This is a genomic window from Microseira wollei NIES-4236, assembly GCF_020521235.1.
Classification (GTDB): Bacteria; Cyanobacteriota; Cyanobacteriia; order Cyanobacteriales; family Aerosakkonemataceae; genus Microseira; species Microseira wollei.
Genome location: NZ_BLAY01000122.1, coordinates 11,320 through 31,654 on the forward strand (window position 1 = coordinate 11,320; position 20,335 = coordinate 31,654).

Annotated in this window: 13 protein-coding genes and 1 pseudogene; 6 read left to right on the forward strand and 8 right to left on the reverse strand. The window is 42.1% G+C overall.

What is annotated here, in order from left to right; translation table 11 throughout:
- The first annotated feature begins 113 nt into the window (after positions 1–113).
- Complete coding sequence (locus MiSe_RS32040; protein ID WP_226587746.1) at positions 114–4,088, forward strand: TcdA/TcdB pore-forming domain-containing protein; 3,975 nt, start codon at positions 114–116, stop codon at positions 4,086–4,088.
- 195 nt (positions 4,089–4,283) lie between these two features.
- Here MiSe_RS32040 and MiSe_RS32045 read toward each other — a convergent pair whose 3' ends face one another.
- Entirely contained in the window at positions 4,284–4,421 is a 138-nt protein-coding gene (locus tag MiSe_RS32045; protein WP_226587748.1) for a hypothetical protein, read from the reverse strand.
- Between the two features lie 385 nt (positions 4,422–4,806).
- Between MiSe_RS32045 and MiSe_RS32050 the strand changes: the two genes are divergently transcribed.
- The 3 genes from MiSe_RS32050 (at position 4,807) to MiSe_RS32060 (ending at position 6,127) form a co-directional block, all read left to right on the forward strand.
- Complete coding sequence (locus MiSe_RS32050) at positions 4,807–4,956, forward strand: EF-hand domain-containing protein (protein ID WP_226587750.1); 150 nt, start codon at positions 4,807–4,809, stop codon at positions 4,954–4,956.
- Between the two features lie 21 nt (positions 4,957–4,977).
- A complete protein-coding gene (locus MiSe_RS32055; protein WP_226587752.1) occupies positions 4,978–5,349 on the forward strand; it encodes an EF-hand domain-containing protein in 372 nt (123 codons plus the stop codon).
- A 133-nt stretch (positions 5,350–5,482) separates the two neighbouring features.
- Entirely contained in the window at positions 5,483–6,127 is a 645-nt protein-coding gene (locus tag MiSe_RS32060; RefSeq protein ID WP_226587754.1) for a hypothetical protein, read from the forward strand.
- 151 nt (positions 6,128–6,278) lie between these two features.
- Here the strand turns inward: MiSe_RS32060 and MiSe_RS53050 are convergent, their stop codons facing one another.
- The 6 genes from MiSe_RS53050 to MiSe_RS32090 form a co-directional block, all read right to left on the reverse strand.
- Positions 6,279–6,689, reverse strand: a complete 411-nt coding sequence (locus tag MiSe_RS53050; RefSeq protein WP_226587768.1) for a cupin domain-containing protein — start codon at positions 6,687–6,689, stop codon at positions 6,279–6,281.
- A gap of 169 nt (positions 6,690–6,858) precedes the next feature.
- Positions 6,859–9,234, reverse strand: a complete 2,376-nt coding sequence (locus MiSe_RS32070; RefSeq protein WP_226587756.1) for a hypothetical protein — start codon at positions 9,232–9,234, stop codon at positions 6,859–6,861.
- A 610-nt stretch (positions 9,235–9,844) separates the two neighbouring features.
- Positions 9,845–11,824 carry a hypothetical protein gene (locus tag MiSe_RS32075; RefSeq protein ID WP_226587758.1) on the reverse strand — a complete coding sequence of 660 codons (1,980 nt, stop codon included), beginning with the start codon at positions 11,822–11,824 and terminating at the stop codon, positions 9,845–9,847.
- Between the two features lie 299 nt (positions 11,825–12,123).
- Positions 12,124–14,700: a hypothetical protein gene (locus MiSe_RS32080; protein WP_226587760.1), complete on the reverse strand. Its 2,577-nt coding sequence runs from the start codon at positions 14,698–14,700 to the stop codon at positions 12,124–12,126.
- Between the two features lie 387 nt (positions 14,701–15,087).
- Positions 15,088–17,145, reverse strand: a complete 2,058-nt coding sequence (locus tag MiSe_RS32085; protein WP_226587762.1) for a coiled-coil domain-containing protein — start codon at positions 17,143–17,145, stop codon at positions 15,088–15,090.
- Positions 17,037–17,558, reverse strand: coding sequence for a hypothetical protein (locus MiSe_RS32090; RefSeq protein WP_226587764.1), 522 nt, complete (start codon positions 17,556–17,558; stop codon positions 17,037–17,039). Before MiSe_RS32090 ends, MiSe_RS32085 begins: the two co-directional genes overlap by 109 nt.
- A 304-nt stretch (positions 17,559–17,862) precedes the next feature.
- Here MiSe_RS32090 and MiSe_RS32095 point away from each other — a divergent pair, with 304 nt between their 5' ends.
- A complete protein-coding gene (locus MiSe_RS32095; RefSeq protein WP_226587766.1) occupies positions 17,863–18,969 on the forward strand; it encodes a GRAS family protein in 1,107 nt (368 codons plus the stop codon).
- 242 nt (positions 18,970–19,211) lie between these two features.
- Here the strand turns inward: MiSe_RS32095 and tnpA are convergent.
- Positions 19,212–19,439: pseudogene (gene tnpA / locus MiSe_RS32100) on the reverse strand (IS200/IS605 family transposase); the annotation flags it as partial.
- Here tnpA and MiSe_RS32105 point away from each other — a divergent pair.
- Complete coding sequence (locus MiSe_RS32105; protein WP_307731579.1) at positions 19,421–20,194, forward strand: RNA-guided endonuclease InsQ/TnpB family protein; 774 nt, start codon at positions 19,421–19,423, stop codon at positions 20,192–20,194. The pseudogene tnpA and the gene MiSe_RS32105 sit on opposite strands and share 19 nt — an antisense overlap.
- The last annotated feature ends 141 nt before the right edge of the window (positions 20,195–20,335 follow it).

Sequence of the window (20,335 nt, forward strand, 5' to 3'; positions counted from 1 at the left end):
TACTTAAGCAGGCACACTACTGATATGATAGTGGTGGCGCTCGGTTACCAGATGACACGCTACAGATAGAGACTTAGCGTAATTAATGTTTAATTTAGAGAGGAAGATCTAAAATGGTTCAAAACATTGCCATATCTGGATTTGGTCGTAGTTTTTTGGTTCAAAAAATCTTAGATGCCTATTTAGCTGTTGAACAAACTGAGCGTTGGACACAAGCGGTCAAAACTCTTAACCAGCAGGCTCAACTTGGCTCTAACTGGGTACCGATAATTCAAAATGTGGAAGCTACAGCAGGTCAAGACCGTGTTCAGTTCATCAACAAGAACAATCTAAATGAGACTCGCTGGATTCAAACCAATGATCCAACTTTTAGGAATTTCCGCACCTTTTTCAACGAACAAGCCCAAAATCTGGGGGAAATGTTTCAAGTTGATTCGGTGACAGGTCAGGTAACCTCTAAAACTAGCAGTAGTAGTGTATCTGCTGGGGTTGGGGTCGGCGCTAATAAAGCGGACTTAGTTAAAACCGTTATCAATTGGGTTGCAGAGGGAAAATTGTATGAGAAATCCGGTAACCCAGATTTAGATCTAGCAGTGGGGGTTCAAAGCTATTTGAACTTAACGCAATACGGTCACGGCGTGGTTACAGAAGTAGCTCAGGTAATTACAGAGATCTTACCTGCTTTAAGAAATGGCGGCGCTGTAGCTAAGGAAGTTTCCGAAAGCTTAGTGACCACTGTGGTGAAAACCTCTCTCACAGAAGGCTTGGGGGTTATCCTAAGTATTGGAAATGTTATCTTAGATGGCATTGTACTTTCTAAGACCTCATCCACTCCCGAACGAGCTTCCATTACCACGACTTTGGTCTTTGATGTTACAGCAACGGCCACTTCTTTGCTTTCTTTGGGGTTAGGGCTTGTAGGAGCTTCTACAGCAGCTTCTATCTTAGGAGTGATCGCAGTCCCCATTGCTGGATTAGCGGCAGGAATTCCCACCTTAGTAGCACTATATGCCCAAAGAACTGAGAATGCACAAAAGGTGGCTGAACCCTTTGGCACAATTGCTCAGGGCTACGCTGCCAACTCTGATGGTAGCAGGGGTATGACTTACCAAGCGGCGGATCAATATAAGGGCATTCAATCAGCCTTGAAACCTAAAGGAGGGGCAGTGATCGCTGAAATTGACCTCATAGGACGACGGCTGACATTTGGTAGCCAATATCTATATCAAGTTAATCCAGATCACCCTGGAGCCGCTCACACCAAAGTGAACAATCGCGATAGTTTCTCGGCAGGTCCTGATGTGGGTTGGGTAGGTAATAGTAGAGCGAAAACTCTACCACTTCTTAGTGTTCGGGAAGGACTTGGTTGCCCTCAAACGGTACAATTACAGAATACCAATGTTGATGTAATTGTCTTGCCCAGAGATATCGAGATGGTCTTCGATTATAAGCACGGCATAGTAGCACCACTCTGGCAAGAGAATTATAGCAGCCCTGGTATAAATGCACTCCGCACAATTGAATCTCATTTTTATGAGAGGTTTTACTATGATTACTGGGCAACCTCAGACTTTGCCATCGATCAATTCAAATGTCAATATAGACCTACTACGGTCACGCTAAAGTTAGACAAGGCAAGACGAACTGTGTTGATTCCCCAGCAGCTTGCAGATATTGAAAAGTCCAATTTAACTTACAGATTGGAAGGTAATGGTGGAAATTACGCGGTAGTCTTAAGTGAGCAGGATATAAATATTAAAATCAAAGCTTCCAACGATCCTGATGAAAGGTGGATTTTTAACATCGACAGAATAGGATTTGGGGCGCGTTCTACTCAGTTGCGTCCTTCAGGATGTTGGAAGATAGTTTTCAATGATGATGGTTTCACAATTGGACAAACCAGAGCCGTGAGTGCCTATTTTCCAGCTGCTGAACCGCAACGGGTACGATTTGAAGGAGCGATGCCTAAGAATATAGTTTTATGTGACAATATAGGTCATATATTTATGGTTAATCTTCAGGAGAAAAATATGTCCCTTCTGCTAGATATTACCAGAAAAGAATTAGGCAGCCTAGAGGAGGAACAGACAGTTCGAAATTTAGGTGATATACCCATGGATATGCGTTCACAAAGTCTTTTGTATCGCGCCTATGTTAGCTATCAATACCTCAAAAATTCGACAGATGGAGGAGGTAAAGGAATAGGAATTTTAGAATCAGTCCCTTTGACCAATGGGGATAACATTGGCATTCTCTATAAAGAATCCAATTATCAGTATACGGGGACTTGGGATCCATCTAATTTTGCTCTAGTAGCTTATCACTCTGATAGCCGTGGTACAGACCTGCAAGTAGATCGCAGTGACAACTATGATAATATTCGTGAGGGTCATCTCCCTCAAAAATTAGGTTTCTCAGGACAATTCGAGAAAGTCTGGACGGAGAATAACCAGATTTTCTTTACCGAAAAAATGCCCCAACAAGGGTCAGAAAAGCCTAGCGTTCTTCAATACTGCATGTATAGTGGCTCAGGATTTTATTATATCGATGCTATTGATGCCAGTCGCACTCTGATGGATAAAATCCTAGGGTTAAATTTATCAGAGCTAAAAATGCCGAAAATAGATGAGTTGTTACGCCAAACAGGTTGGACTCCCTATTTTCAGGCAGGAGATCCCAATCGTTCCTATGCTTATGGCAAAGATACCTACACGATCGTTGGACAAAATAGTCAAGGTGTAGGCTACCAAATTAAAGTATATCAATCTCAGGAAGCCTCCCTATCCTGGAAATTGGCAGGAATTCAGTATCAAATTTTACCAGGGTCTATTTTGCAATTGACTGGGACTCAAGATAATAACACCATTTCCTTACCAAATTCGATGTCTTGGCCTACTAATTACCCTAATCTAGCCAAAAACATCAAAAAAGCCATTCTCTTTGGCAAAGAAGGAACCGATACCTACACTGTGAATATGGCTATACTGGACTATGAAGCCATTTTTATCTTGAATTATGCTAAAGATACCAGTCAAGATACTCTGAAACTTTTAGGCATGAGAAAGGGGGATTTTAGCTATTTTCAACAAGGTAAAGACCTGGTTTTAATCCATAAACAAAGCCATCACTGGATTAATATTGTCGGAGTGTTTGAAATACAGCAGGCTAATAGTTATCAACATCTTCAGTTGAGTTTTTCTGATGGTTCTTTTGCCGTGAGTGAAGTAGGTAATAATTTATCCGTCGGGTCTCCCGATGAGATATATATGTACATGAATTTAGAAGCTCTCGGTTTCCAACGTCAAGGAGATGATTTAGTTGTATTGCGCCAGGATCAAACAGATGGAATTGCCTACAGCAACTTCTACAAGACTTATACCTCTCTAAATGCGCTACGAGTTAATTTTCCCTCCACCACAGGGACTACATTTAACTTAAACGCACAAGAACTTGCGGCATTGGGTTTGTCAAAAGTTACTGGTCAAGCTTTGGTCAATGCGGGATCTGCTCAACAGTTTGTTAATACAATGCAGGCATCACCAGAGAATCGAGCCATATATGAGGTACCTGCCGGTAGCACTGTCCGTCGCAATAATCTAGATTTGGTTATTGGTAGTCAAGTTTACCAGAAGTTTTTTGAACGACCTGCTCAAGACCAACAAATCAAGATCCCCTTGATTCTAGAAGATGCAGTTATTATCCAAAACAATTCTTCTTTGATGTTTCGCCACATCACCTATGGAGATATTTACACAACTTCCTGGGGTGATAAGCAAGCTAGCTATTGTCCTACTAATGAACATTTTTGTGAGTTCTCTGGTTATTACAACTCTAATAACTATTTTGGAGATCTTATAAGCGTTCAAATGCCTTTAAGAGATGGCAGAGCAGTAATTTTGAGTAATGCAGCTTTGACTTTATTCGGTTGGAAAACTCTTCGCTATCTAGAGCAGTTCAATTATAACAGCTACAATGATATCGGACCTGCACAGACTTTTACCCTGCGTTTTGATACTCAAAACAAACAGGTAGTTGCATACCAATTCTGGGATCAGGAAATTGCACGTCATTCTGTTAATGTAATTTAGCTTAACCCGTCATTCATCCCACGCTGCCCCACCGGGTCAGTCGTGGGGCTTCTGACGGGTTAAGCTAAGCCTTGGTTTTGCCTAATAACTCAAGTTGCTAGTTAATAGTTGTGACATTGGTAATTGGTAATTGGTAATTGGTAATTGGATTCATTGGCAGTCTACTCTTGACAATTACCCATTACCCATTATCTATTACCAGCGGTCTTGGATGTAACTAGCAACTTGAGTTAATAGTACCTTGAAGGTAATTTTGGTAACGTTACTCCCACCCAAGTTTTTGTCAATCACCGCGACTGCCCCCACCTGAATCCTTACCAGAAAAATACTCACGCCGAAATTAAATCGATGCTAGGTCATGCTCTGAAGTCTGTTGAAGGGTTGTGGGGCATACAGCGGCTTGCAGCCGCGTGAGGTACAGCGTTTTCGCTTGGTTTGTGTAGCGGCACCCTTAAGGGTGCCGCTACACAAACCAAGGTGTACCTCATCCGAATGAAATCCGCTATAATTGGGTAGATATCGAATTCCGAACATGGTATAGTTTTAGGACTTACGCAACTGGCATATTTTTTCTGTAGGGTGCGTGACGCTGCGAGAATATTTGAACGTAGCAATGAGACTTCTAGCGTCACGCACCCAGCACCAATTGTGACACGCAGCTTTAGTCCTGAGTGTTTTCTGGGAAAATAAAAATCAAACCCACAGACAATACCAGAGCATGTTAACGGAACTGCAAACCAAAAAATGGACGAGATTATTCCAAGTCTATGACGCCGATGGAAACGGCACAGTCACACAGGAAGACTTTGAACTCATCTTCCAAAATTTAGCCAAATTCCGCAATCTGGAAGCCAATTCACCCCAGTAAGATCAACTCCATGCCAAGTTTATGGAGGATTGGCAGCATCTCCAAAAAGATGCTGACAAAGATAACGATGGGAAAGTCCAGCTTCAGGAGTGGCTAGAACACGGCGATCGACGGATCCATGACCAATCAATGTACCAAACGGTTGTTGACCTTGCCAACCAAGTTTTCGACTTATTAGACTTAGATAGCAACGGTGTCATTACTGTTAAGGAGTACAAAACAATTCTGTCGAGTTGGCGAGTTTCCGAAGACTTAGCGGAGGAAACCTTTCCTAAGTTAGATTTAAATGGTGACGGTCATATATCCAAAGAAGAAGTAGTCGAATTAGTTCGACAGTTCCACGCGAGCGATGATCCACAGGCACCTGGAAACTTATTCTTTGGTCCTTACTAAATTCGGCTCTAAATAAGGGGTCTAGAGACGTTGCCTGCAACGTCTCTACAACATAGAAGACCTGGGTTTAGGTTCTATTTCTAATCATCCCACAAAGTTGGGAGTATATAAAAAATAAACAGATTTTGTTGAAATGGAATTATATTCGGTGCGAATACTGAGAACAGAGGAAGAGAGGATTTTAGCCAAAAGGCTACTTTACGAAGTTTACGTGCAAGAGCAAGGTTGGATTCCACCCGTAGGCAATCCCTCAAATTTAAAAATCGCAGAAAGTGTCTTGGGAAATATTTTGGTTGATGATTATGATTCGGTGTCAACACAATTTGGTGGTTTCTATGGCGATCGACTTGTAGGAGTACATCGGATAATTACTCGGTTTAATGGGCGTTTAGAGGTAGAAAATTACAGCCAATTACCCAGATTTTTACAAAATGATTGCCATCATGAATTGAGTCGTTCGGCTGTCGATATAAATTTTCGTAAGTCTCCCATCTTCTTATTGATAGTGGCAACAGAAATCAGATATCTGATTGGATGTGGGTGTAAGTATGCAATTGGTACCGCCACTTTCCCCGAACCCGGAAATTTTTTTTGTAAAATTGGTGCAACCAGAATCAATTTTCCTGAATTCAAATATTATTTGCTTGACCAAAACCTTGTTTCCCTAATAGTGTTGTTTCTTGAGCAACCAGAGAATTTTAGGAGATTATTTACAGTTGTCGATAAATTCAAGCAAAAAGGGAAGGTCAAACTAATTGGCGATGAGATTGACCTGTAATGGCTTAAAGTATGTGAGGATTGAAAGCATTAGGGGATATGGTGGGTACGGGCACGGCATTGCTATACCCCTACCCTATGTGGCTGAATCAAAACGACTCCCTATTCCGGAAAAGTCTGAGAATCTAGATAAATTGTAGCCTCTACAATTATCAAATTCGTGTCATTTTCTCAATCAGAGACTGATGTTGGGGATAACACTTAGTTAATTCCTCTCGCTTACCCAACTCAAAATCATTAAAATCAAAACCGGGATGTACTGTACAGCCCACCAGTGAATAGGATTGCGGATCATTAACCGTCGCGCCAAACCAACATCCCGCTTTGACTACGGCTTGAAACACTTCACCCTCGTCAAAATTATCACCGAGTTTGATGGGACAATAGTTTCCCGATTCCTCAATAACATGAACCGTTAGTGAACTCCCGGCATAAAAATGCCATAACTCATCGGAATCGAGGCGATGAAGCGCCGAAAAATCAGTTCCCTCTAATAAAAAATAGATGGCTGTTGAACAATTCCGAGAGTCTTCAAATCGTTTGGGTAGATTTTCGTGAGGTATTTCTTGATCGCAACGATAAGTTTCTTTGTATTACCCTCCTTCTGGATGTTTTTCAAGTTCAAGCTTTTCAATCCAATAGCTAGCGTTTTTGGTTGACATAGAGTTTTTCCTGCAAAATTATAATTTTATCGGTAGGAGTAAGGCAATGCCGTACCCCTGCCCTAGGTGGCTAAAATTGTATCGGGCGACTCTTATCATCAAGTGCCTTCCAAAACAGGTTGATATCCTCGGTTTTGATATGTTGCGCCATGCGATAAACTCCGGGTTCTATTGCTTTTTCCGTTGTCGCCAGTTTCACCAATCCTAGCAGTTGCATCGTGACAATGGGATCGATATATTCAGTTTTTACTCCTTTCTCATGTTTGGCAAAAAAGTTGATCGCAAAGCCATCGGCTAACAGCACTAATCGTTTCGACTGCCCATTAAAGTGAATATGATAGATTGTGCCAATATCCTGGTGAATGGATTTACGAATTGAAAGACTGCTTTTAATCTTGCGCCGAATCCATTCCGCTAAACCAGATGCCCAGGCATCAGGTTGGGCATCTTTCAACCCGCTGTTCTTGAGCAATTCAGGATATTCTTTAAGTTTGGCGACGATAGCATAAGGTCTTTTCCCAGAAGTAAGAACTTGGCGGATCGCGTCCATGTCAGCGTCGGCGATAAAGCACATCTGTTGTTCATAATACCTCGTATACCCGGTCAACTGTTGCTCAATATCTATCGTCTTTTCGGAAAGAACCGCTAACAAATCATCCAGAAAGGCAATGGCTTTTTTGAATTCATAATCTTTCGATGAACCACTAACCAGGACAAGTTCATCAACCGGATTTCCACTGTTATTTCTGGTCAAAAACGCATTGATGTCATCCTCATCGAATACAGGTAGCCCCGTCATCCCAATTATGGTATCAATATGGTTGTGAATCAGGCGCGTCACTTTTTTGAAAGAAAGTACCTGTTCTGAGACTAAGAACGTGACTTTTTTGGATAAATTGCCGTTACTAAAGAGTTGACTCATCCCTTGTCCATTCGGCAAGAATTCCATTTTCTGTGCCACATACCCAGAGTCCTGTCCGATCGAGTCCCATAACTGATTCAATTTGTCCAGTTCTTGCCATAGCATCTCCAAGGAAATTTCTGGATGTGGGAAAGAATTGGTAAAGACTAATTCCTCAAAGGAGGCGTAGGGGGAGGAGGGCGAAAAGAACTCGCGCACGAATTTCTCAAGCCTCTCATTGTATACGTGCAGACTACGGTTGCCAAAAGACAAATCGATAATCACAGGTAAACAGTTGTCTGCCACAACATATCGACCCAAGTTTAAATAATCAACTTTTATGGCTGCATAGGGAAAACTTTCGCTATCAATTTCTCGAGAAAAGGCGCGATCAACAATATCTATAGCAAAAACATTACTGGTACTATTCTGCATTTCGGTAAGTTCTTCAACCAGTCGAGTACCGATTGCCCCATTGCCCCCAATAACCGCCACCTTACGGGTTTCAAATGTGGGCAATCCTAAGCGACCTAATGCCGTTGACGTGGAGTCAATAATCGCTTGTGAAACCCCTTTTGCCTCAAAAATAGTCTTGATGTCATCCCGTGCTGTCGAGAGTACCGGAAGCAACGCTTTTCCTTGGTTCGATTCAATCGCTGCCAAGTCTCTTTGTTCTCCAGCACCAGTCACTTCAACCGCACCAACAATTATAGTTTCATCCACAGCTTGTTTGAACAGGGAATGCCAACGATGAGTCGAATCGTTATAAATTTGATAAATCAGAGGGATGGCATATCCGCCATCTTCATAAATCAACAATTTGGTCTTTTCTTGGATACAGCGTTGAACACTGCGAACCAGTTCGGTTTCCACTAAGGTTGTCATTGCACTCATATAGTTCCGATTCACTTTCGAGTCGTTATATAAGTCGGTAAACAACGCTTCACCAGCACTCTGGAGAAAAGAGGATTGCTTAAAGTCAAATCGGTATTGCGTCGGTTCAATCGGATGTTGAATCATCCGTAAACATCGATAGGTTTGACTCGACACATGATCTAACATCCTCATGATCGGCCAATTACTTTCACCATAGGGAATGCCAATAAAGGAATCAATCGTAAATCCTAATGCTTCTAGGGTTTGTAACGTCATCACCACTTCATGGGTGCGATGATGAAGTACCAACAGATGATAGGGATTCTGCTGTTGCAGGCTGGATTTTTCCGGCAAATTAGTATAAATATGCTGCTGAATCGGCATGTTGATGCTTGATATCAAGTACTCAACCTGTTTGTGAACGGACTTTTGATCCTCCGCGATATCGATAAAAATATCAGCGGTTGTGGTTGAAGCGGCTTGATCGTAATGTATGCCCTTTACCTGCCACTGAATAAAAAATGTTTGCTGTTGTGAGTCGTACTGCTTATGCACAACTAAGCTACCTCCTCGCCCTAAAGATTCAGGAGTACCGATAATCTCAAATTGATCGGGAGCAACCTCTTCCAGTAGACGGCTATTCCCAATTTGGGAGAAGAGAGTATTCAAAATCATCGCCCCAGACGGCGTTCCTGGTTTGAGAACAGTTGTAAGGATTCAGGAGTGGCAAAGAAGGCGAGATCAAGGTCTTCTTTTTCGGGGACAGCATCTAAAATTCGGTCATACCCCGATAAGATGAAGTTATGTTTATCTCGAATAATCAGTTTTTTTTATAAGGGAATAATGCTGTCAGACTTATAAGCCTCAGCCGCCAGTTCTTCGGCTTAAAAATAAAGGTATTCATGGGCGATTTCTCTATCAATAGTCATACAAATACTTCTGGACTTCAGTTTTTTATTGATGTATTGGATATATTACATCCTAGCTATATCCCATAGCAAGTTACTTAACATTTTTTTATAAAAAAGTAAATTGGCTATAAATAAATCTATAGATCAGACCAATTTTTCCTCATATAGATTGTATTTCTGAAACCTTAGTTATTTCCGACGGTGGAACTGTCGGAATAACTTTTTATGTCTTCAGAAAGAATCTCTTGAGAAAGCGCCTCCATTTTATGACGATCGTTTTTGAACGTTTCTATCTCATAGCTAAAGTTAGGACTAGAAATTATTGTCGTGTTGTCTGCTCTAATATTTTTGTTTAAGTCCCGATAACACTAGATTAACTCAATCGTTTGTCGCTGATTTGAAAAAGTGCCAGTAGGGAAGGTAATTCTGTATGCTCCCAGAAAAACCCTGCTGTCTTCATCGTAAACGCTGAATACCTGACCAACGCTTGTTTGGCAGAACCCACCCGTTTCATTCGGAGCCAATTTTCCTACCTCATGTCGGCTGGCAAATCTAGGATTGGAGGCGCTCATCCAATAAACGACTACATTTTTGCCAGTAAGGTTAACAAATTTTACATAGGTTGATGAACCTGAATACCTCGAAAGCAAATTTCTATCATCAGTTAAACGGACATAGGAGCGAATGTAAATGTCTGTATTCTGATTAAATTCACTCTTGCCAGTAAATCGGTAAAAGGCGCAGGGTTGGTCATTTTGGTCGTAAACACCAAAAACATGATTAATATAATAGAGACCAGTGCAAGTACTTCCAGGAGCTAAAAGTTCAGGTGTACTACCATTTCCCCAGCTCTGTCGTATCCTACCCTCTAAATCAATCCAACGAAGTTTGATGTTAGCTCCGGTTAAATTATGGAATGTATAACTCTGTCCTGAATAGGAAGATGAGACAGAACGAATACCGTAGGCATCGGCAGGATCGAGCAATTCATAATTCTGCACGGACAAACCGAGTACTAGATTTCCATTGAGGATACGAGCACTATGCAAATCGTACTGTTTGTCCCCTAAAATACGTACTCTCGACATATAATCTGTCATGAGCTGTTCTAATCTACGATTGATTCCAGCAGGATCTGCATCTCTATCTAAAGAGTCTCTGAGTGAATTCGGATCGTATTTGTTAAAGTCTAGGGTTGAAAAAAAACTCAATAGGTCGCTATATGTTGAACTCGCAACCACCTTACTGTGCTTTACATCCATCACGACTTTGTCATTTTGCCGACTCACAGTAAATAAAGTAGACCAGGTTGAGGAAGCTGAATTTCTCAAATTAGTTAATGTCCGATCGCCTAGTGTAACCTCGACATTAACGCTCTTTACCACTGTAAAATCTGCTCGAATTTGTCCGCCATCGGGATAAATTTCTACGTTTTGAAAAGGTCCAAATACGCTACGCAACCAGACTCTTGAGGAACGATCGCTGGCCATATCAGCCTCATGAAGATCGGGAGCAGCTTTTTGGATAGCAGGTAGAATCACGCACTCCACCAAGGCGGCAAATGAAACGATCATCACCCCGTTTTCATCATTTGGAAGTGGGCTGCTATCAAACCGTCCCAACAGCTGGTGATCGCCGGATGGCGGCTGAGCCGACTCAGTTGAGAGCAGCCAATTCATGGTAGTGCGATCGCTGCGTCGAGGATCGAATGCAGGATGGCTTCTGTCGAATACCCGAAAGACGGAAAAATCACTGCTGACTGGCTCGAGACAACCTGTGACATAATTACCACTGGTGTCTCGGGTGATGCTACTATTGAAGATCAAGCTGCCGTTTGTTTTTGCCCGAATTTCTGTTTGGAAACGCTCGGCTAGTGATGCAGTTGTGGAGGCATCTACAACGAGTGTTTCAACGTCGTCTTTCGTGCGAACTATGGTTTTAGTTTGTGCTGAATTAAGATCTAGATAAATATTTTTAATCGAAAGTGTCGAATCGGAAAAGCTTTCGTGTTTTGTTCCCATGGGGCTAATAATACCCAAAACATTCTCTGCTAGATTGACAGATTCTGACGCGACACTATGCCCAAGTCCACCAGTATTGTACGAAGTGAAAGTGCCACGGGTAATGGGAAAATTCAAACGGGCAACATTATCTAGGTCTACCGGAAAATCAATGTAGGGATCGCCAAATTCTGCATCAACTGTCCAACTATGACCTTGAGCGGCAGGATCCTGCCAGGTTTTTGGCAGTTGACCGCTTTTAGCGAGGTTGGCTAACTGTAGATTCAACTGTTGGCAAGATATGGCGACAACAATTGGATAGCCTTGATAGTATGGAAGCTGACTCATCAGGTTTCCTATTAAAGTTTATCAACGACAAAGATAGACTTACCTTGATAAATTTTGGGCAACCAGGCTAGGTTATAATTGCTGTGCCAATTGGGTTGCCCAAAACTATTAACACAAGTTGCTAGTTATAAACAAGGGCGTTGCTAATTGCTAATTGCTAATTGCTAATTGCTAATTGCTAATTGCTAATTGCTAATCTTGGATTTTTACCAATTTCGCCATTAGCCATTAGCCATTAGCCGCTCCCAGAGAGATAACTAGCAACTTGAGTTATTACTGATTCACCACTACGGCAAACTTTATGCCTGACTACTGCCAGCCAGATCGTACTGATCTTGGTATTTGAGATGAGCGCGCACACCAAGGTTTGTCACGTCTACCGAGTCAAAATCAAATACCGCACCACCAGGAAGTTGAATGGCTGCTTTAATTTCGGAAAGTGTTTTTGGAGACTGAGTCTTAACATAATTTTGAGCATCACTCTCGATGTCACGTAGATTATCATGCCAACGAGCTTCGTTAATACCCAGACTGATAATATCGTCCACGATTCTCCAAGCTAATTGGTAATCCATCACTTCGACATTTGGAGTATCGTTAGTGTAGGACAGAGAAAGTTCTTGTTGTGCATCTAAACTGAAGGTGAAGTATCCCGACCATGTAATACGGTATTTGGGGTTTCCTGCAACTCCCGCAAGAACCAAGCCAACGAGACCCCCCAAAATATTTTTAACGATGTCACCGGCTTCCTTATCAAAGGTTACATCCTCAATTTGGAAATCCACTTTGATGCGGTGATTGGCAACATCGGGATAAATTTTAGTCTTATCATGAGTGAACGTCCCACCTGTAATCCTGTCTAGATTTTGTATGTTTAAGGCTACATCTGTGTTTGTAGCAGCATAACAATGATCTGCATCTGCCGACCATTTTGAGCCATCTAGCCCCATACTTTTGAAAGCTTGAGGCAAAATGACATCCATGATGATCTTCTCGAAAGAAAGATATATCGCCCCCACTGCACCATCAGGAATGGGATCGGAGTCAAATACACCAGCATTTCCTGTAACCGGAGGTAGATCTGGAATAGTATTTGGATCGCCAGATGTCATCAAATTCCAGTTCAAACTCCCCTTAGTTGTATCAGCGCCGTCAGCATAGGATAGAGGCCAACGGGAGAAACGCAGGTTACGCGGAGCAAAGGGACCCACCGTAGATTGTACATGAGGGATTTTTGCCAAACCAAAGACATAATTATTCTTATAGCTCGGATCGGTGTAGATGGCTTTTAAGTTGGCACTCAAAGCAACTTTGTTATCACCATCAATTGTTGAGACAATAGCTTGCCCATCAGCCAGGATAGTTTGCTTGTACGCAGGTTTGATGTCCTGTGGTTCAATATGTGCATATTCTTTGATCGCTTCTTCGCAAGCCTGCCAAAAGCTACTTTCATCGGCATAAGGCTGGTTACGCAACTGTTTTAGAGCATCAAGAATAGCATTTGAGACTGGCTCATAGGGATCGTGAGCATCGTTTTTGTGGGTTGTCAACCTTGAGGGCATACCTGTGGCAGCAGCAGAGAGGATGTATTTCGTGACAACCGACTTAATTTTTGTTTGCTCATCTTCTCCTATGCTACCCTCATGGGCTTTTTCGGCAGCTGCCCAGAAGCTGGCTTCGTTTGAATAAGACTGTCCCAGAAGCTCTAGTAAAGCTTCACGCAAATTACCGTTTACACCAGCTTGCGCTAACTTTCCATGTAGTCCTAAATCCTCTGAGCTGATTTTATAAACTTGAGCAACATTTACAATCGCTTGTTTAGCGTTGTTTTGCTCATTTTGGCCAATGCCTGCAGTTGTCATCGCCTGGGTACAAGCTGTCCAAAAAGAGGCTTCATCACCATAGGTGTGGCCGAGAATTTGGTGACGATCGCCATCTACACCTGTGCGCAGGGCACTCAATATCGGTTCAGAAAGGTTGAGAGTGCCCGGTGCTCCTAAAGCAACATTATCCAGCATGTAACCCGTTCCCATATCATGGATGGCATGGGGAGATTCCATGTTGGCATACAGCGACTCTACTGTGAAGGCTGTGTCCACCGTTTGTAGATTTGCAGCGGCAATAATTTCACTGTGATGCTCATCTGTATCGATGCTGTTATCTGTGAACGCCTTTACACAAGCATCCCAAAAAGTCTTTTCATCAACGTACTTGTTCCCAATCAGTGTCTTGAGAGCATTGTATTGATCTGTTGGTAGGGTTCCAGCGCTGTTCAAGTTGTCAATTTTTGCCTGAGTCAACTCATAACCTAAAGTCTGATTTGTCTGAGCATCTCTGCCTAAATCTGCTGCTTTAGTGATTTCGTACTTGTAGTAACTTACAAAGGCATTTTTGCAGGCAGCCCAAAATGTGTTTTCATTTTGATAGTAAAGGTTGACAATTGTCTGCAGTCTTTTGTAATGATCGTCAGACAATCCCTGGTTATTGTGTAAGTTATCTAGTGCTTCCAGGGTTAACATATAACTGCCAGGGATAGAGGTTTTGCCCATATCAGTCTCTATGTCAATGGTCATACCTGTTAAAGGAATCGTCTCTGGAACAGAGTTTGTAGAACCACTCGTGAAGTCTATAGTGTAGTGGGTATAGCTTCCTGAGACAATTGGAGTTTTTAATTTGACCCCATTAGTAATAGAAGTGTCCCAGTCTACATGAGGACATCCTAACTCTGCATCAATAGTTGAATGACCATTATATGACCAAGACTTAGGTAGCCGATCTGTCTGTTCAAAAACTTGCTGCATTTTGCGGTTAATTTCAGTTAAAGTAATGCAGGCTGCTGCATCAAATTGATTGACAGTCCAAAAGGGTGAAGTCATACTTTTTGTTCTCCTTAGTAGAATTAATGTTTTGGTCAACTTTTGTTGATCTAGGTTGCACCTCCGACCGTTTGAGGAAAACTCAAGCTAGCTTTCCTTATCCTCTCCCTCCCTCCCCCTCCATCTAAAGGTGCAAGTTAAATGTCAGGACTTACGCAGCGACACCATATATAGGGGTGATGGTCTGTTACGCTCAGGTAAAGCAACCTAGGGATAGAGGTTGTGCGTAAGTCCTAATGTGTGACAGCTTAAAACTATTTACCTGAACAATAACTTTCAGCATTGTTCAGTTGTTTGGTTAAGCTAAGACGCATTTAAACTACTTAGTTCCAATCTCCGCGTCCCCGCGTCAGTACTAATTGATAATTTAAATGCACAACAGCTTACTCAATTGCTTCCCATTGCTGTGCCATACAAACGTAATTTGAGGGAAGTGACACCAGACCAATCGATAATTTTGTTATCCCCTGCATCGACGACTGTAATTATCCAAGTTGTAAAAGCAGTTGGCTCATAAAATCCACCTAATGGGTTTGAATCTTGAGAAGTTTCAAGGGTCAAGAATGAACTGTAAGCCTCTGGACGCATATTTACAACAGAGTTCCTTGAACTCTTTTCATTGTCCTTGAGAGAGCGCACATGGGCAGAATATTCCTCACTTAAATTCTTTTGGGACTTGAAGTTCCAATAAACAGATTTACCATTGTTCGTTAAGCGGTCTGAATAACTGCCTGTATTGAGGATATTGAGGTGGTAGACTTTATCGAGATTGGCTGCAATATCTTCTAAACCTTCAAAAAGTACCTCGATCTGCATAATGCGAACCCGGTCATACCGATCAAACTCATGTGGGTTGACCGTTTCCGTTTCTGATAGCTGAATAGGGATACGGAAGACCGGGTTGTAATTCGTCGCAAAATTGTTCTCTCTCCACGTCTGAAACTGACTAACCGTACCAATTGATTTGTCGTCAGCATTTTGAGAAATATCACAGGAAATGTGACAAATCACTGCCGTTTTACGATTCAAGTTCTGTTTGGCAATATTAAGTTCGTTTTGTATTTGACTAATGCTGATCGACTTAATATCAGTGTTTAGGTCATAACCTGTGCTTTGTGGTTCTTGTAATGCCCAATAGCGAAAAGCGTCTTTATAGTCTTGAAGTTGGAGTAACAAACGACGCTTAACATCAAAGTACTGTTGGCGGAGTAAGAATGCCACCTGTTTGTAAACTTCTTCATCCTCTTGCTCGAGGTTAACAAAGTCATCGATCTTGCTTTTTTGAGCTTGATAGACCTGAATTTGCATTACCAATTGAGCAATCGTGTTGTTGAGTCCCGCCATCGATTGACGACTTTCGGTTAATGCTTCTCCATAGATAAAGAGGATACGACCTTGAGCGCGATAATTGGACATGGCTGGACCGAGGATGTCATCAGTGATGTAGGGGTTAAAGCCGCTATCCCACTCCTCTCGCAATGCTTGCCAATCACTCTTTCTCAGTTGTTGTGAGTCTTCGATGTTAGGAATTTGGAAATTAGCATCCGGTAGTGCTTGATTCTGTTCAATAGCATCCACCAGTTTCATAATTTTATCGATGGTTTCAACAACTTTGTTGATTTTTTCAATCAATTCTATGACTTTGTTGATTTGCTCAATCACTTGAGCTAGTTTGCCAACTGCAGCAGGTCCAGAGGCTGCTGATCCCCCTGCTGCTTCAGCCAGGCTGCCAACCGCACCAATTACGGCAAACATAGCCTCCTGAATTGCTTGTTCTCTCTTCCTCTCCAGCGCCCTCTCTAATTCCTCACGGGCCATAGCCATAGGACCTGGTAATTCAGTTTTAGATTGGTCTAACCCAGAACTTTGATGCTGAAAATTCTTCAGATTAACTTGATAATGGGCTTGAGCTTCCTGCAACTGATTCTTGGCATTGGCAATCAAGTTGCGTGTATTCTCAATTTTCGCATCAACTTCTTGTTTAAATAGTCTTGCTGTACTTTGTCGCGTCTCAAAAGACTCAGTAATAGTGAGGAATTGATTATATTTATCCTCGATTGATTGGGAGTCTGCCAGGTAAGCCCTAATTGTATTGATTTGAGTTGATAAATTCAGCAGTGGCACATACTTAATATTTGCCGGTCGCCCTAAATAATTTGCCATTGCTGCTGCTTGAACACCAATGCTACGCATTTGGTGATTTGTATCTTCTGACCAGTTTAATTGGGCATTATTACTGATCCAATGAAACATATTGATGGCAGTATCCACCTCAGTCTGCATCTTGACATAGGCTTCTTGAAATGTTTGCACAAGCAACCAATAAAAAGTAGAGCCTATTTGCCAGATTGAGGGAAGCGTTTGGCTATCTTTAATGAACTCAACATCATCTGTTCGATCGTTGTTAAATGTAATGATTTTGTTGTAGGCAAGGCGCTCTTCCACAAATTTGCTGGCGCTACCTTGATCGATCTGTCATTGTTGGTTCCTACAATCACAAAGTTAGGGGAAGAACCAGTGTACTCCTGAATATATAGATGAATTTTTAATAAATTAGAGGGTTCTTGTGTAACAAAAGTCAATTCACCTTCCTCTATTGTTACCTGGCGAGCAATTATTGTCACAAATTGCCTGTCGCTAGTCATCACGATATTTTCATGGCTGTCAGAATTTACAATTATGCGATCGGCGTAGATATAGAGATGGTTCCAACGAGCCAGACTTGGATCATTTTTAATGCTCCTAAGCAGCTCAGTCAAGTTTGATATGGTGAATTGGCGTACTGTCAGTACGCCATCCTTCATGGTTGGTTGCATATCCAACCATGTATCAATTATTGCCGGTTTAGCTAATGTCATAGAATCCCTTTTTTTTTTCTTGTATTAACCCAACTTGCTTGGCAGCCGGATTAACTATAAATGACTATTCCAACCCTTGTCAACCTGACGAGACCTTTTACTAACATTTTTTTTTATTTTATAAAAACTTTACATTATAACAGGCAACTTAATCCTTAGTAACATATTTTAACAAAAGCCGTCTTGCTGGAGAGGGCGTATCAATGCCTAAGATGGGATGTTGACAAAGGCAAAGCGCGATGGGGTTGGGTTGAAGAACGAAACCCAACCTACTTGCGTTGACATTAAAAAGGAGAAAAATCCAATGCCACATCCATTACTTGAAGTGGTACAACTTTTAAAAGAGGGGAGTGTTCGCACTGCTTATCATCTGCTGCATAGCTTGGACTACGATCGCAAGACGCAAACAAAGGACTATGTTTTTGCGGATGCCTTGAAAAAGAAACTTGACGTTGACTACATTGAACAAGCCAACGTTTACCTGGGAAAATATGACGATGAAGAAGACTCCCAAATTGACATCTTTGATGCCCTGGCAAAGGTACCAGTTTTAACCTATTCCTACCAGATTGGGAATCCATTACTCGCTCAGTATATTACCGAAAGTGGGTTAGCCGACGTGGCTTACATGGATTTGGGTTTAGGCAAAGGAAGTCAAGCCATCGCTGTGATGAAATTGGTGGCTCAACGTGAGCATCCACCTGAGAAATTTACTGTCATAGGTTTAGAACCTGTTCCTGCCAGTTTAGATGCCGCCGAGCGAGCCATTCGGGAAGCCGGAAAAGATCTACCTTTTGCGGTAGATTTTGTCGGAATTGATAAATGTGCCGAAGATCTCTCCTGGGAAGAATGGCAAGACTTACGACAGTGCTTTGGTGGCAAAGTGACGATTAATGCCGCCTATTCTCTCCATCATATCGTCAGTGAACCCCATGAAGGAGACGAACGCGATCGCGTGTTGCGCCAGCTTTATCTGTTGAATCCTCTGGGGTTTGTGTTGCTAGAAGGGGATGCTAACCATAATATTGAAGACTTTTTCCAACGGTTTCATAACTGTTGGGAATTCTACGGAACCTTCTTCGATATAGTGGATGGGGTGAATGAATTAACGGATGCGGAAAAGGTGGCGTTGAAAGTCGGCTTTTTTGGACGTGAAATCGAGGATATTCTCTCTGAAGATGAAATGGCCAATCGCCATGAACGGTTAGAACCGTTATCAGTTTGGGCTGAGCGGCTGGTGCGGGCAGGGTTCTACTTGAAAAAGGAAATTCCTAACTTACCTCCTGTTAATCATCCAACCTTAGCCGTGCGTCAGTACAGAGGCCATGTCGGTGTGGAATATAACCACCGTACCATCGTTGGGGTTCTAGCCGCCCAAGTGGATAAGTATGATTTGCTGCACAAAGCCTAAACCCTTAGCTATCAATGTTTTGATAGGCATTAACATTGGTTCATCTTCAACGAAAGAGGGCGGGTTTCACTGTCAACCTGACGAGACCTTTTACTAACATCTTCTAAGTTGTTAGGACAGCTTCATATTTGAAGATCAGTCGGAACACTTTAGCTTAAATCGCGAGAAACCCCACATCTGACCCGAAGGGCAGTGTGGGATGAATCGCGGGTCAAGGTCGGCTACGGAGTTGACCAATCCCACTAGCTCTCAGGTCGGTCTTGATTTTCTATATATTTTCGTAAGGTAGAGATAGTAACGCCACCGCAACTAGCAACAAAATAAGAGCCATTCCAGAAAACGTCTTTCCAGTAGAAAGAGGCTAAGTAATCAGCAAATTCTTGCCGAAGTTTGCGGGAGGTTACAGACTTGAGATTATTGACTAAGCTGCTGAGAGCTACATCAGGATGGTATGGAAAGAGTACATGAACAAGGTAGAGCAAAACATCCCAGATTTAAGTCAAAGCAGGGTAGACAGTCAATCCAGTATCCTCAAAATGTAACTGTTGATGGGGATAAACTTGTTGTTCCTAAGATTGGTGAGATTGAAGCGGTGAAACACCGTGAAATTGTGGGAATAATCAAGACAGTTACAATCAGCAAAACTCCATCAAACAAGTATTTTGCTTCTATCCTTTGCGTTAGCGAAGCGTCTCCGCCAGGAAAGACAAAAGATTCTGAAAATCAGGTTTTTGGAGACAAAATACTGGGTATTGACATGGGGTTAAAGGATTTTGCTATTGTTCATGACGGTGAACAAGTGGCCAAGTATTCTAATCCCAAGCACTTGAAACGTCATGAAAAGAATCTTGCTAGAAAACAACAAAAACTGGCTCGAAAAACCAAGGGGAGTAAAACCAGAGAAAAATACAGGAAATTTATAGCTAAAGTTCACGAGAGAGTATCAAACACCCGTCAGGAATTATTGCATAAACTGTCAAGAAAGCTGGTAGACGAAGCAAGCGTCATCGTCGTGGAGAACCTCCATGTCAAGGGTCTGGTACGAAACCGTAAGCTATCAAAACCAATATCCGACGTTGGCTGGGGAATGTTTGTCAACTTTCTTGCCTATAAACTAGAGCGCAAGGAAGGCAAGTTAATAGAGATTGACAGATTTTTCCCAAGCTCTAAAAAGTGTTCATGCTGCGGTCATGTCGTTAATGAATTACCACTCGATATCAGATAGTGGGATTGTCCCTTTTGAGCCACACCCCGCTCTAAAGAGACGGGGATTCAGGCCAGGAATTAAAGTTAGCTTTTCGCTCATTAATAGCTATCTGGCTAACCGTTTCTGGCTTCATGCAGAACTGCTCTGAGGGTGAATGAC

Coding starts and splice junctions, on each gene's coding strand:
- MiSe_RS32055 (WP_226587752.1), top strand. CDS start 4,978: ATGGAGGATTGGCAGCATCTCCAAAAAGATGCTGACAAAGATAACGAT.
- MiSe_RS32075 (WP_226587758.1), bottom strand. CDS start 11,824: ATGAGTCAGCTTCCATACTATCAAGGCTATCCAATTGTTGTCGCCATA.
- MiSe_RS32105 (WP_307731579.1), top strand. CDS start 19,421: ATGGAAAGAGTACATGAACAAGGTAGAGCAAAACATCCCAGATTTAAG.
- MiSe_RS32060 (WP_226587754.1), top strand. CDS start 5,483: ATGGAATTATATTCGGTGCGAATACTGAGAACAGAGGAAGAGAGGATT.
- MiSe_RS32080 (WP_226587760.1), bottom strand. CDS start 14,700: ATGACTTCACCCTTTTGGACTGTCAATCAATTTGATGCAGCAGCCTGC.
- MiSe_RS32050 (WP_226587750.1), top strand. CDS start 4,807: ATGTTAACGGAACTGCAAACCAAAAAATGGACGAGATTATTCCAAGTC.
- MiSe_RS32090 (WP_226587764.1), bottom strand. CDS start 17,558: ATGACATTAGCTAAACCGGCAATAATTGATACATGGTTGGATATGCAA.
- MiSe_RS32095 (WP_226587766.1), top strand. CDS start 17,863: ATGCCACATCCATTACTTGAAGTGGTACAACTTTTAAAAGAGGGGAGT.
- MiSe_RS32040 (WP_226587746.1), top strand. CDS start 114: ATGGTTCAAAACATTGCCATATCTGGATTTGGTCGTAGTTTTTTGGTT.